This is a genomic window from Mucilaginibacter sp. A5337 (assembly GCF_059690695.1).
This window is the reverse complement of record NZ_JCAWEC010000008.1, coordinates 88833-104076: the sequence shown is the minus strand read 5'-3', so window position 1 is coordinate 104076 and position 15244 is coordinate 88833. Positions and strand designations below refer to the sequence as shown.

Genomic DNA, 15244 nt, shown 5'->3' with positions numbered 1-15244 from the left:
ACAGTCGTAACTTATTAAAATTCAATGGTAATTTGCATAAAGAAATTGATCACTATAAATATATAAGAGCCGGGCCCGCAATTAAGTTTAACCGTCACAGTTATTATTTTGCAAATTATTAACTCTTGCACGAAAGATTAGGCTTTAGCGTAGTGGCTCTCGAAAACAACATCAGAAATATGGGAATGCATGACTGGGCCTAAACCTAATTTTCCTATAAGATATTGGATCTATTCATACCTATGCTATTCACATCATCCCTTAAAGTGAGATTAATGAAAAGGAAGAAAATACATCAAGGCCATCGGATCTCACATTGAAGCTTTCTGCTGTAGATAAGTTATTAGTACTATGACTGATTGTATTACCGTGCAGCAGCGGAATATGCCACGCGTTCCTGGTTCCAATTTGCTCCCTGGGTTTCATATACCGCTGTCTTCGCCGATGTGGGTGCAGGTGTGTATTACGCCCTCATACACACCTGCCTTTCCCTCCTTCCAATTTTGGGGATAGCCGCGACGATCCGTGACAAAATGAGCTACTTATAAAAACCGTAAAGCATTTATGTAAAAGCTTTAGAAAGCCAAACAATCCGCTTATGCAAAAATACAGCTGTGCATCGGAATTGATATTCATCAAAAGAGCTGATCTGTAAATACCCGGGTTAACGTGTTCGAACATAAAATGTTTAACATACCATCTGAACCCTAAGAGTAATTAGATATGTAAACCGGCACATCAGGAATTCCTCAGTTATGTTTTGTCATGAAGCCATGTATCGCGGATATACTCAATTTCGATATCAGGAGCAGGCTGTTTGTCTCATCTGGCATATCATGAAGTGCTATGAATTTGGGTCAAAAAAAAGATGAGGGTGATTATCATAATCCAGAAAGTATCTTCATTCGGGATACCTCATTGGTATCTGTACACCATGAACAAAGAGTGCAACTTTGAACATTTTTAAGATAAAAGAGCAACTGGACAAAAGTTATGCAAACAGACTTACATCAGCACCAACAAGACGACCAACAACAATAAGAATTTTCCCATTTATGCTCATACACAAGTGGTAACTACATTATAAATAAGCCCGGTATTTTTAAAGAGCCAGAAAGTTGTTACACCCGAAATGCGACGGAGACACATTTTCCGCAGCAATTCATATGTGCGACATCGATAAGACAGCGCCATTTACTGGAAACCGTGAATAATAGTCACAGCTACCATGTAGGGGTCATCGCCAACAGAAGACTGGGGTATAGGGAATATTTAAAAAATCTTAATTTCAATCCCATGGAATTCCTACGACCATCAGCTAAAGAAATGTTCAAAAATTACAGAATTATTAGACCGAATAAAATTGCGAATTCATATCTCCCTTTCCGTAAAGCACAAGCATTTATGAATGTACATCACCTAAAATGCTATGTCTCGTATTGAGATCAAAGTCTTTGTCTAATGTTCTTAAATATTTTTTTGATCTATTTGCGATAAAAGATTGATCATGTTCTAAGCCATTATTTTACACCGCATTAAGGGGCAGTGTACAACAATCATTCAAATTGATCTGTATACAAAGCCCATGAATGTCAAGGCTTTCTTCGGCAATGTGCGATGGTTAACAAATGCCTTTTATGAAAATTTCGTAAGTTAGAAAACAATTTGAAGCAGAAGATTTAATGAAGCGATTTTATTTCTTTCTACTACTACTATTTTTTACTGCTCCGTCGATCGCCCAGACAAGCGATCTGGACGAACTAACTTTGCCCGTATTAAGACAAAAACTTTCAGAAAGTAAAAACGACACTACGAAGGTCAAACTGGAACTTGCACTGGGGCACCTGATGTTTCAAAGACCCACCACGGGCGCAAAGGAAATTGATACAGCAACAGCATTTGCAGCTCAGGCCTCTGAACTTAGCCATCGGCTCAATTATGATTTTGGAATAATTAATTCCATGTTGCTTAGTGCTGAAATTTATTATAATCGCGATGACCGGCAATCGGCCTTAAAGATCGCACAAGGCGCACTTGCATTCGCCCAAAAACACAATAACAACGACGGACAGGCGAGATCATACCATTTGATCGCCCAATATTATAGGTTTTCAGATCCTGTAGAAATCCAGAACCGGATATTTTACATCAACAAGGCTATTGACATATTCAGAAAAGAACGCAATATGCTTTGGCTGTCATATTTACTTACAGTAAATGCCGACCTGCTGTTTCTGGCCGAAAAAAACACTGAAGGCCTAAAATTATTGTTTGAAGCGTTAAATTTAGGATCATCTGTTAGTCGCAGAACTGTTGAAGGTATCTACCGGAATATAGGCAGAATATCATTCAAGTTAGGAGATTATGATAATTCGTTGAAATATAATTTTTTAGCTCTTAAAACGGCCAAAGAAGTTCAAGATACAACTTTGCAGATCGCCGGCATAAATCATTCCATCGCTTCCACATATATTAAATTGGAAGAATATAACAGGGCAATCCCTTACTCCATTAACGTCTTAAAGCTGGCAAGACGATATAATGATCGCCGTATTATAATTTTGGAGGCTTCTGCTTTAGCCCTGGAATATACCCGCACCAACCAACTCATAAAGGCTTTTGCAGTACTCGATGAAATGGAAAGCCAAGCTGTCAGTGATTTGGATAAGATGTCAGTAGCAGTGGAATTTGTTAACAATCTGACCTACGTGAAGCGTTTTGGCGAAGCAGCCCGTTATGTTCAGCGACTGAAAATCTTGTTAAAAGCGATATCTCCGGCAAATACCCAGGAACTGATGGACGGTTACAATGCGCTTGCTTCATACTATTCTTCAACGGGGAATATAAAACAGGCCTCTCGTTACACAGAGTTGTTTGCCACCATGGCGCACAAGCAAAATTTTGCAGCAAATGTCAGGACAGCAGAATACCGTTATTATGAATTACTCTCGCTAAAAGGAGAAAGGAAGTCTGCCATGGAACATTTCCTTAAAGAAAAAGAAATTAAAGATTCGATCGATAACGCAGCAAAAGCTTACCAAATATCATTGCTGCATATTGAAAATGAAGCACTGGAAAAAAACAAGCACATCGACTCGCTCTCCAGAAATGCTTTTTTAAATGAGGCTAAAATGAAGCGCGATCAGCTTCTCCAAAAGGTAACCTTTGGAGGAACATTGTTACTATTTATCATCACTTCTCTTATCTATAGTCAATACCGGTTAAAACAGCGTAGCAACTCACTTTTGTTGCAGCAAAAATCGGAGATAGACCGAAAGAATACCGTTCTGCAAAAACTGGTTATCGACAAAAATAAGCTGTTAGAAGATAAAGATGAATTACTTTCAGAAAAAGACCTGTTGTTGAAAGAGGTCAATCACAGGGTAAAAAACAATCTTCAAATTGTAATGAGCCTGCTCGAATCGCAATCGATCCAGGCGCACAACAAACTTGCGAAGGAAGCTATCCTGGAAAGCCAGCATCGTGTACGGGCCATTGCCTTCATCCACGAGCAGTTATATAAAAGCGATAAGGTAGCGGAGATTAATATATTACCTTATATAACCAGGTTACTGGAATCATTGGACGAATCTTTAAATAAAAAGGAGGATAAAATCAGGCTCAGGCTTGACGTTGATAATCTGTGGCTTGACGTGTCACAAGCTATTCCCGTTGGGATTATTTTAAATGAGCTCGTTACCAATGCCTTGAAATATGCCTACCCAAACAAAAGATCGGGGGAAATCAAAGTCCGCATGAAAAAGGATCGTCAGCGGGCCATCCTCCAGGTTAGTGACGATGGCGTCGGATCATCCATAAACCTGGACTTTGAGATGAAGGATTCAATGGGTATATCATTGGTAAAGGGCCTCAGCACCCAGCTTAAAGGCAACCTTTCATTTTCGGTTGATGCCGGTGTGACAGTACGTATAGATTTTCCAGTCGAGAAAACCGTTGTCGCAAGTGATTTAAGCGAGATGCGAGATGCAAATATTTAATAATAGCATTTAAACAGCATCAGGAATTTTCGGCCGCCATAAACGCATTAGTCCTCTGCTACGCTTTAAATCATCATGTTTCCACATCTGCCCTTAACTAATTAGTCGATAAAACGATAGCCATTAAAAAAATAGTTTTTTGATGCCCAACCGTTTTATTTTTGAATGTAAAGTACTGGATGGGACACCTAAAAATTTTGCTGCCCCGTTACTTCCCGAAATTATCCCCTTGCAACGCTGGAGCGCATACATAATATGATCACGTTCATTTTCATCGATCGTTTTAATAATATTTTGGTCCTGAACGGATTTTGATTGCAACTTCTTTCTCTTCACCGGTAAGTAAAATTGCCTTATGGTCTTATCGTCAGCTAACAAAATACTTCGCTCTACGGTATGCTCCAGCTCGCGGATATTTCCGGGCCAGTCATAATCTATCAATTCCTGCAAGGCCCATTGATTCACCATAGTTATCATTCTACCAAACTTTTGCGAACTCTTTTGGATGAAATGATTAGTTAACGGAAGAATGTCTTCGCGCCTATCCCTGAGCGACGGCAAATTAATAGGGAATACATTGAGCCTGTAGTAAAGATCAGCTCTGAAGCGTCCCTCTTCGACCTCAATTTCCAAATCGCGGTTTGTGGCCGCAATTATCCTAACGTCTATTTTCAGGGTATTTTTGCCACCAATTCTATCTATGACGCGATCCTGAAGTACAGAAAGCAACTTTGCCTGCATCTCTAAAGGCAGCTCCCCTATTTCATCTAAAAAAAGCGTGCTATTATTTGCTATTTCAAACTTACCGATTCGGCGTTCATGAGCACCAGTAAAACTACCCCGTTCATGTCCAAACAATTCTGATTCAATTAAAGTTGCCGGTAACGTTGCGCAATTTAGTTTGATCAAGGTTTTATCTTTACGAGGCGAATTATTGTGAATCGCTCTTGCGGCAAGTTCTTTTCCAGTACCTGTTTCCCCTGTGATTAACACCGTACAACTTGTCGAAGCTATCTTGGTAACCAGATTTAACGAATCTTTAATAGCCGTGCTTTCACCAATTATTTCGGAAAAACATGGCATATCTTTGAAATCGTTGTCCAAGCAAATATGTTGTTTTCGAAGTTGCATTGCTGATTTAATTTAAATTCGCTCTGTTATAAATTGGTAAAGCTGTTTATATGTAAATTCTTTATGATAGTTCTACTCATTTTAATTATTCCGGGAAAATCCTTTAGTTAGATAGATAAACATTCGTTTCAATCTGCCCGCCTGGAACTATTTGGCCGGTCATGAAGGGTATCAAATTACCCGCGGAATATCTATTCATGCAATTTGATTGTTAATCAAAAATGGCTAAAAGAAGCTAATTTTAATAATTACCTGAGTTATATGTAATATAAAATATCTAATAAAGGCCGTGCAAACTTTTTTATAAAATCGGGCGATTTGAAAAAACTTCATTGGTTTAACAATTGCTTTTTTTGAAATTTGATATCAACACAAACTTGTTAAGCCAGCCATAAAAACAAATTCCTCACTAAAATTAATTATGTTGCTGATGTTGTGCTTTATGTCTGCGGTTTTTTGAAGAGCCTAGTAAAGTAAACGCAAAAACCTTAGCCCATATGCGGAAGCAAAAGGAAAAATCGGTGATGCTCATCTCAACAACAACAGCAGCCCATTCGTTAAGGCAGAAAATATTGGGAGGACTGCTGCCATATCGAAAGGTGTGGACAGCAGGAGCCAATGACGCTACTGTTTTTCTAATCGATAGGGGCATTGCCATTGCAGGTAAAAAATTTCCCGCAGATAAGTATAGCTTTTTTGCGACGCCCGGAGAAACGGAACGGATAATTTTCTTTAATTCCGAGACCGGGCAGTATGGCTCAAAAGACGGGGCGAAACCAATATCGATCCCGCAAGGACAGTAATTTCTTTTATCGTCAAGCACCCAAAATTACCTGATCGAAAAGAACAAATAAAGTATGTCATCACCAAAAACGGCTTCTCGTTACAATGGGAGTATGCTGATGTATTTATAGGTACGAAATAATACCTGTATCCCATCTTATAAAGAGTTCAGGCAAATGCCTGAACTCTCTTTCCATCTCTTTCAAATTCTTATTTTACCAATATCCAGAGCTGCGCAAAACAGTTGGTTACCTTACCAAGTGTTGTATTGAGGTAACTAACAATGCGGGGGATAGGGCCATTATGCCGTCTTGCTCTTCAAGAATATTTAATATTTATAAGTTGCCGCTTCCTCAATTACCTTGAGCACCTCCGCGGGATGTGAAAGCATCATCACGTGTGATGACGGTAACTCAATAGTCTTTGCTTTCATTCTTTTCGACATGAATCGCTCGAGGTCGGGATGAATCGTTTTGTCGTGTTGAGCTATAACGAACCAGGTTGGTTTATGCTTCCAGGCAGGCTCGCCGCTTTTATCGTCAAAAACAGTGTGCGCTGCCGGAGTTTGTGTTGCAAAGATCAATCCTTGTTGTTTTTCGCTTAAATCGGTTGCAAAAACTGTTTTTACACCTTCCTGAGTAATGAATACTGCATCACCGGAAGGAACCAAATATTTGGTCAATTCAGTTTGAGGAGCATTTGAAGATAGGGCGAGAAGCGACTCGCCGGCTTCAGGTGCGTAGGCTGCGAGATACACCAGACCAAGAACTTTCGGATCATTGCCGGCTTTTGTAATCACCATACCTCCCCAAGAATGGCCAACGAGAATGACCTTGCCTTTTACCAGGTCAATAGCCTGCTGAACTTTCGCTGCATCTGCGTCAATAGAAGCTACTTCGTTTTGAATTGACATAACCTGATAACCTTTAGCTTGCAGCGCTTCAATTTGATTGGTAAAGCAAGACCCGTCCGCCCATATGCCGTGGACAAAAATAATAGTTGGCTTTTCGTTTTGAGTGGTTTGGGCATGCGTTCCGGTTGCCACAAATAAGGTTAAAAGTAACATGGTTTTTAATTTTAAGGTTTTCATGATTTCTGATTAGTTATATTATTTTTTTGTTATGTGTTTTTTCGCGGAACATAAACGATATTCAATTACCAGGTTTACTAAAATTTCTTATAAACAGCAGGATGTATGACCAATTAGGGTACAACGAAGTTCAATAAGTATTACCGAATCCAGATATAAATAAACTAATACAACATATTAGCTAAATTATAACTGAGCTATTTCGTGCTGACAAGCTCGACTGTTTCAATCGTAATTATCGACAGCGTACCCGGAATTTAGCTTTTCACGGATTTAATTCGTCGCAAGAAACTAATCAGGTATCTTCGAATATCTTTATCCTGGTTCAATACCTTTATATCAGGGCAGTTAATTTTTAACTGATTAATTACAAACCGTTTTGCATTGCACCAAACAGCTTTTATTGGGCAGTATAGCGTAAAGGCTGTTACTATCATGTAAAAGGCAACGGGAGCAAGAACTATAATATAGACCGGAATGACATACCAGGCTATAGCAGAAGAAAAAGCCAAAACTGGGATACTAAAAATCCTTACAATCCCACCTTGTAAAGAGAGATTTTCACCATCTTTATATGTACCGGTACTCTGCGGGGAATTATCTGCAGGCTCGCTAACGGGTAGGCTTGTATTGTAAAGTGCAAAAGTACGACCTATTTTGCACCCCAAATGCGACTTAGCCAAAGTATAAACTGGCATTAATGAGTGATTGCTCATGGCGTTTTCCATATTAAGTAAATGATCCGGCGCTTTCTGATTTTCATATCACGAAGTTCGCTTTTGCTTGCCGGCATTGGAAATTACTTGACTTATAGCTCTTATAATTACCGTAATAAATAAAAAACCACATAGCCGCTCATTGACTAAGACCAACATATTATAAACATGCTATAGGAATCTGCGAACTACAGCATACAGAGAATGGAGATCGAAGGGTTTTGGAACGTAGTCATCGAAGCCATGTAAGCTAAAGATTTCGGCTATCTTATCATTGGAGCTTAGCGCAACCACTGGTAAATAAGGATAATTAAGTTTAATAGCTTCGCAAAATCTGATACTATCGAGGCCATTACAAACAAAGTCCAAGAGTACCATTCCGGGCTTGAAGGTCTGGATTGATTGTAAAATATCGGCTTCATCGTTAAAACAACTTAAAGCTAGATACCCCTCAAGTTGCAGTGCAAAACAGAGAATATTCAGGATATCCTGGTCCCTGTCATAAATCAGAATCTTTTTCATAAATATGCAGTAGGAAACATGGCTAAAAACCGGGCGTTTGACAGGTTTAACCAGATGCTGCTCTCCAGAATTTCACCCGGAGCGGTTAAAAAATGTATATCAATCGCATTAGACTTAGATCAATTGCTGCATAAAGTGTGGTATTGGTATTTTCGCAACGTATTTTCGTCTTCCATTATAATAGGGAGATACCTCCAAAAACAGGCAACCCAGTGCAGCCTTACTTAAGTCTCAAACGCATCTGGCTGCCTTAAGATCGAAGCCAAAACTGTTCCAAGACGAATTCCATCAGAGATTTACCCACGCTAATTTTCACGTTCATAAGCAAGCCAATTCAGATAAGATTGTTTGCAGTTGCTCAATTTCCTTCGAAAATGCCGTTGTTTTTCTCTTACAGAAGTATAACGTATCTTCAATGGGCTCAATACCTTCCCAGACCAATTTGATTTTATTTTCGGTAATTTCCCGCCGACATAAAAAATCAGGCACCACTGCAAATCCCCTATTATTTGAAAGACACCGTAATATTGCTCCGTAATATGGTACAACATAGTTAGCGCGAAAGACCGGAAAGCAATTGAAACTGGCGGACCAAAACCTTTTCAAAGGCTCCATACCCGCATCTGTGGCATACCATACCTGAGTTGTCAGCCAATCTTTGACCGCATTGCGGTCATCTTCCAGCAGCAACTTTTCCAGCTTCTTGGTATCCGTCATTCCCCCGCAGACCAGGACGATTTTCTCTGTACAGAATGGAATATATTCAAGATTATGTTGCGATCCTCTTTGCGCTGTTAAAATCAGGTCTAGCGAACCGTTGTTCAACTCTTGTAACATTTGCGGATAATCACCAAAACGGGTGATCAGGTTGAACGGCAGATCAGGAACGTGAGATTCAAGGATGTATTGAAAGATTTCCTGTGACATCCCTGCACTTACAGTTGCATTTTCGGATTTCCTTCGCTTATGAAAGATATGCTCTGCTTCCTCAAGTTTATTCAAATGCTCTATGATGTAACTGTAAAGAAAGTTACCCTTTTCAGTCGCATTCAATCTTCGGGTATTCCGGTCAAAAAGGCGATCTCCGGTATAGGCTTCCAGCGAACTTAAATGCTGAGTTACTCCTGGTTGCGACATAAATAGTGCTCGTGCCGCCGCGGACAAAGTACCTGCTTCATATATAGCCTTAAACGTTCTAAACCATTCCAGGTTGATCATTGTAGGTTAAGTTAGGGTTGAATATTAATTGCTAATTATTATTTATTTAATCATGAAATTTTGCTGTATGGAGATTTGAAATTTCTCTTTAAGCTTTATCAGAATATTCCTGAGAAATTGTCATTTTTCATTATCCAGCAAGCTGCCATATTACAACAGGATGATCATTTATGTTATTTGCCAATCAAAGCTCCACGCGTCAATAAAGATGTAAGACCTGTATGAACGATGTTCCCTTCAAAATAATGCCGCAGTTCAGTGTTGTCATCCTGCAATGAAAATCAATGCACACAAGCAACCGAACAATTGCAAGCACTTGTATCAATCCGAAAACTGAAATCAAAAGATTTACAATACACCATTCAGATATTCCTATAAAAAACGGAAGGTATCGCTGAAAAACCGCTGTAAGCAATTTGCCCAGACCGCATGATGAAATATGCCGGAAATGTGATCACGATCGTTTGATCCGGCGCAGCAACGGCGTGCGGACGAATGGATTCATAGTAAGGTAATCGACCCTAATACCTTCTGCAAGCCAGATCGAAGGCATATAGCTCATGACTAAATTATTAGTCCTGTCAGGACACTACAATAAACCGTCTTTGGGAGTTGTATCCTCTGAATTTCGGCGATGTCCTTCGCTTTACCGGCTGCAACTCTGCTTTCAAGAATTCTTTTTTCATTTTGGAGCTCGTGATTTATAAAGTTTTTTCTTAATTCTGTCAAATCCATACAGACCACCTATTCCATTCGCGTGCCAATTAACAGTAAATTCGCCTAACGTTAGTAAGGTTTTAATAATGAAATGCTTAAAAAAAATAAATTAAAAATCGCACAAGGCAAGTTTCAATTCCTCCAAACTTTCGTAGAAAAAAATAATTAAATCCGGTTTTTCGTATTTATCCTTGGGCGCGTAAGGCCTGGGCAAGTGATAAGCGCCATTATAAATAATCATCACGGTTGATACCCAATCGAGCTATTTTGGATTCGAGCGTCGTTGGTTTGATATTCAACAATTCTGCTGCCCCGAGGGAGCCACGTATCCGGCCTTCTGTTTGTTTCAGAATGGCAATAATGTACTCCCGCTCAGTTTCTCTCTGAGCATCCTTGATATCGCTATAGCTTGTTTGCTTGTTCGAAGCTACCAATTCTACAGCGTTTCCTGTTAGGAAGTGTTTTAATGCTAATTTAGAGATCCCGTCGTTCAGGATAACCGAACGCTCCATAAAGTTTTCCAACTCACGAATGTTTCCCGGCCAATGATAAGCTTGCATTTCTGCCATCATCTGTTCCGATATGCCCGTGAATTTCTTTTTAAATTCATTGCAAAATTTATTAGCAAAATAAGAAGCCAGCGTGGCAATGTCACTTTTCCGTTCCCGGAGAGCGGGTAACGTAATCGGAAAAATATTTAACCTGTAAAACAAATCGAGCCTAAATTTCCCGGCAGCTATTTCTTTCTCCAGGTTTCGGTTTGTCGCTGCAACTATACGAACGTCGATCTTTTTGGCGCCTGCCCCCCCAACGTAGCTGATTTCCTTTTCCTGTAAGACACGAAGCAGTTTAACCTGCATATCCAATTGCAGTTCGCCAACCTCATCCAGAAAAATAGTTCCGCCCGAAGCTTGTTCGAATTTGCCAATCCTCTTTTCCGTAGCACCGGTAAAAGCGCCTTTTTCATGTCCGAAAAGTTCAGACTCCACGAGCGCCGCCGGGATAGTCGCGCAGTTTACTTTCACTAACGGTGCTTGCCTTCTCCCCGAAAGCATGTGAATACACTCCGCAATTCGTTCTTTTCCAGTACCGCTTTCACCAAGTATCAGGACCGAGGAGTTGTATGGTGCTACCTGTTTCACAAGATCGAGGGCCTCCATTAGTAGCGGATGTTTTCCAATTATACGGTCGAATTCGGGTAATTCTGATGCCGGCATGATCGTCGAATACCCTTGATCAGGGGAACTAACCTCCGGTCCGGATTTCCCGCCAAAATATCTTTCCGAGATATCTTTCAGGTTGACGCTCAAACGACTCAGCATAGCGATGTGCTCTTCTTTATAAATACCGCGCTGACGATTATAAAATGTGAAGCTCACCGTCGTGCCGTTATTCAATATCACACTGTAAATAAGAATGGACTCTATCCTGAAGTGATCGAATAATTTTCTTTCCAACTCACTCAGGTCATCGAAGTTACCGTAGGCTCCTTTGGTAAAAATGATGCCACCGGACTTGTTTTTAAAGGGTTCGGTTTTAAGAAAATAATTAGATGTCAGTTCTGCTATAGCAGCTAGTTTTTCATTTCCGATAATCTGATACTCTTCAGCGCCAGTCCGCAAAAAACCAAAACTTTCTTCATGAAGCAGCCTTCGTCCTGCTACAAACAGATCATTCGGAACGTAAGGCTGGAGCAAACGGGTAATCTTCAAAAAAACCTGCACGGGATCCAATTCACCATTACTTATTTCTTTCAGCCTTTCCTTTAGCGATTGCTCCCGTAGCAATTTGAACTCAAGGCTGTTTTTAGCTTTGTAAGACGCGATATCAAGCGCCACCAGCACATCTTTTTCCCGAAACGGTTTTACCAGGAAACCATAGGGTTCTGTAGCTTTGGCTTCTTCCAAAATCTTCTGGCTGGAATTAGCCGATAGATAAATAAAAGGAATAATGTCTTTCTTTAATTTTTTTGCCAGGTCAATCCCCGAACGCTTACCATTCAAATGAATATCCAGCAGTACAATGTCCGGTTTGGTTTTTTGAATAACAATTTCCGCGTTGTCGGCGGATGCAGCTATCCCACACACTTCGTAACCTGCCTCTTTGATGAACAGACGCAAGGCATTTGCTACAATAAATTCATCTTCAACAATCAGTACTTTGCAACTCATATCAAATAACCTGTCTGTTTATTTTTATCATAAAACATCAGTTCATTAACGCTTTAAACCTAAGCGTAATATGAACGCCATTATCGGTTTCAATAGCCATTTCGCCATCTAACTGCTGGGCTAAGCCGTATATCAGGTCGAAACCAAGGGAATTATTTCCCATAGTATCCAAGCCTGCCGGCAACCCAACCCCGTTGTCCGATATCTTGAGTTTTACATGCTCGGAACCATCAGATTGCAACGCAATTTGAACAAGGCCTTCCTGTTCTTTCGAAAATGCATATTTCAGCGAATTTCCTACGCTTTCAGCGACAATTAAACCGAGCGGGGTCGCTTGCGACGAATCAAGAAAAATTTTCTCAATATGCTTCTCAAATACGATTTTATTATCAGCATCAAAACTTTCACTGAAGTATTGCACCAGGTCATTGATGTAACCGGGCATGTTAATAACTGATTTGACCTGATCCATATTTAGCCTTTGATGGATAAGCGACATCGCCTCGACACGTCGAAGACTGTCGTTAACAGCAAGCTTAGCTGCACAATCTTCGAGGTAAACAGCTTGAGAATAAAGGAGGCTTGTCACCATCTGAAGATTATTTTTGACGCGATGATGCATTTCTTCAAGCAACCATTCTTTTTCTTTTAACAGTCTATCTTGATCTTTGTAGACATTTTCCAAAATGATATTTTTTATATCCAGCTCTTTTCGGATGGCCTCCATTTTAAGCCTGACGCCGCGCCTATTAAAATAAACCCTGATTAACAGGAGGATAATGGTGACCGACAACAATAAACATCCTGTTATCACCTTTATTGTCAGTATTGGTTCCACGTTGGCTTGTTCCATTTTTTTGACTAATCTGCTGCCTGCATTTTTTTTCGGCGCTCTGAATATCATTATCCCATTGTTCAGCGGACATGGTCATCACTAAATGCAAAAACGTTATTCGCATTTTACTTTTGAAGGTTTGTGACCATATTTAAATAGCATTTTGCATCAGAATAGACGTTAGCACAAGACTGAAAATATAATCCGATCCATAGAAGACCTTTGCAGCTATAAATTCATTTACTTTTTTGAATTTGGCCCTTCTCTGCAGAAATTACTTATCTGGCAACAGGCCTGGAGAAAGGTACAGTAAACACCTTCAACCAGAGCAGCTCTTGCCTGGCCACGAGCTGCCTGCAGTTTCGTTCCACAAGCTTCTCTATTTGTAATTTACCATAATCGGATCTTAGTAAACAGGTGTAGCGCATTTTTCCAAAAAATAAGATGACAGATACATTTTAGATACAAATTTAATATTTTTAATGCATCAAAAGTTTTGCTGAAATTAATAAGCGAATCCACTTTACGAACCGTCGTCCGGAACTAGCATCAATTAAATCAATCTGCTGATGTGTTCAGTATCATGTCAACCCTAAGCATAGCTTTCCATTTCTTTGATAAAGAATTAAAGAAATGCACCTTAAGCAGATAAAGATCACCCATCGAGGAAGAATCGACACCGAAATGATTGGTTTCCTGGTATTGATCTTTATATCTTAGGGTTTTAACCGGGCATCTATTTCAAGTTGGAATAAGTCGGGTCATCAAACGAATATTGCTGGCAGTAAACACCGATTCCCTTGCGCGTGACGAATGATCACAAGCAATGCTTTATCTGCGTCATCATAAGCTTTGGTCCGGAAAACCCCGGTGATGATTTGCAAAAAGGTTTGATCTTTTTTTCATTACTTAGTGTGAGCAAAGGCATCAAACGCTTTGTCAATGCCCTTAAGTCGTTCCTGGTCTTCATCATGAGGAGTACCGCCGGCTATGAGAAATACATTTTAAAAGGCTGCGTGATCACTCGAAAATCGGAAAGATATTATTTTGCTCATTCGGTGCCCGCAATACGGATCATTTTGGCTGTGAAACACGCTATACAATGAAACCATACCGCGTCAAGTAAAACAAATTGCTCAGCGTTGAATAAGTCATATCGCGCTGCTATTTTCTTTGGATCTATTACTAAGCATTTAGCGCGTTTTGTAAGTGAATAAGCGCAGGTCCGGCTTCTGATGTTTAGTAATGATATTTTTCAAAAATTGTTGGATCCTATCCAGCGGTAATTGCTTTTTCATTTTTAATCCCATTGTTGAATGCATAGGGTTCAATATCTAACTATTCACCAATTAACAACAAAAAAATGACAACAATAGAATCATAATAATTAAAAAAACGGTTGATAAAGTGCACATAGAATTCGAGCTGAGCCCGGAGCATCTCCCATTTGCGAAACTTGATAACTATAGTCCATCAAAAGGCAACTGATGGGCGAGAATTACCTCTCTCTTTTCAAGAACAGGAAGTATTTGCTTTACAACGAAGTTTTGAAAATGAGGTGAGTTTCTATGCGCAGCTAAGGCTTCATTATTTTGGTAACCTTCATATAATATGATCATATGAGGATCATCGTTGCTTTGATGAACCAGATAAAATAAGTTACCCTTTTCTTGTATGCTTTCTTCTACAACTCGTTTCAATAAATCTAACACGGTTTCTATCATACCGGGGCTCACCTGCCACTTTGCAAAACTGTGAATAGTACTTTCATTCATATTTTAAAGTTTTTTTAATTAATTTCTCTGGCATTGAAATGAAACAATATCTCCCTTTTCTTCATCTCAATTCAAATGTCGTCTACAGCTAAAAGTCGTACCAAGTAAATAGTCTTTAGGACGATCAAATGTTCACCTGACCTCGCGACTGAAAACAATACAATTAACTTTCTGCCGCTATAAAAGAGATCGGGGTTCAGCGCGCAAATCACAATTATTTTCCGAAGTTCGTAAAAGCAAGATCAGCATTATAATAACCTTAATAATAGGTGATATAAGAAATCTAAT

General features: G+C 39.6%; 10 protein-coding genes. 2 read left to right on the top strand and 8 right to left on the bottom strand.

Annotated features, from left to right (window positions below):
- Positions 1-1682 precede the first annotated feature (1682 nt).
- Positions 1683-3998 carry a sensor histidine kinase gene (locus AC59JO_RS24990; protein ID WP_497308843.1) on the top strand — a complete coding sequence of 772 codons (2316 nt, stop codon included), beginning with the start codon at positions 1683-1685 and terminating at the stop codon, positions 3996-3998.
- Between the two features lie 123 nt (positions 3999-4121).
- Here the strand turns inward: AC59JO_RS24990 and AC59JO_RS24985 are convergent, their stop codons facing one another.
- Positions 4122-5129 (bottom strand): sigma-54 interaction domain-containing protein, encoded by a 1008-nt coding sequence (locus AC59JO_RS24985; protein WP_497308841.1) that lies wholly within the window; start codon positions 5127-5129, stop codon positions 4122-4124.
- 497 nt (positions 5130-5626) lie between these two features.
- Between AC59JO_RS24985 and AC59JO_RS24980 the strand changes: the two genes are divergently transcribed.
- A complete protein-coding gene (locus tag AC59JO_RS24980; protein WP_497308839.1) occupies positions 5627-5932 on the top strand; it encodes a DUF2911 domain-containing protein in 306 nt (101 codons plus the stop codon).
- Positions 5933-6240: 308 nt separating this feature from the next.
- Here the strand turns inward: AC59JO_RS24980 and AC59JO_RS24975 are convergent, their stop codons facing one another.
- From AC59JO_RS24975 to AC59JO_RS24945, 7 genes are all read right to left on the bottom strand, one after another.
- Positions 6241-7002 carry an alpha/beta fold hydrolase gene (locus tag AC59JO_RS24975; protein WP_497308837.1) on the bottom strand — a complete coding sequence of 254 codons (762 nt, stop codon included), beginning with the start codon at positions 7000-7002 and terminating at the stop codon, positions 6241-6243.
- 257 nt (positions 7003-7259) lie between these two features.
- Complete coding sequence (locus AC59JO_RS24970; RefSeq protein ID WP_497308835.1) at positions 7260-7730, bottom strand: hypothetical protein; 471 nt, start codon at positions 7728-7730, stop codon at positions 7260-7262.
- Between the two features lie 159 nt (positions 7731-7889).
- Complete coding sequence (locus AC59JO_RS24965) at positions 7890-8240, bottom strand: response regulator transcription factor (RefSeq protein WP_497308833.1); 351 nt, start codon at positions 8238-8240, stop codon at positions 7890-7892.
- A gap of 318 nt (positions 8241-8558) precedes the next feature.
- Positions 8559-9458 (bottom strand): LysR family transcriptional regulator, encoded by a 900-nt coding sequence (locus tag AC59JO_RS24960; RefSeq protein ID WP_497308831.1) that lies wholly within the window; start codon positions 9456-9458, stop codon positions 8559-8561.
- Positions 9459-10402: 944 nt separating this feature from the next.
- On the bottom strand, positions 10403-12346 hold the full coding sequence (locus AC59JO_RS24955; RefSeq protein ID WP_497308829.1) for a sigma 54-interacting transcriptional regulator: 1944 nt from the start codon (positions 12344-12346) through the stop codon (positions 10403-10405).
- A gap of 37 nt (positions 12347-12383) precedes the next feature.
- The gene (locus AC59JO_RS24950; RefSeq protein WP_497308827.1) at positions 12384-13199 is read right to left on the bottom strand and encodes a sensor histidine kinase; all 816 of its coding nucleotides are present in this window, start codon (positions 13197-13199) and stop codon (positions 12384-12386) included.
- 1445 nt (positions 13200-14644) lie between these two features.
- Positions 14645-14956, bottom strand: a complete 312-nt coding sequence (locus tag AC59JO_RS24945) for a putative quinol monooxygenase (protein ID WP_497308825.1) — start codon at positions 14954-14956, stop codon at positions 14645-14647.
- Positions 14957-15244 lie beyond the last annotated feature (288 nt).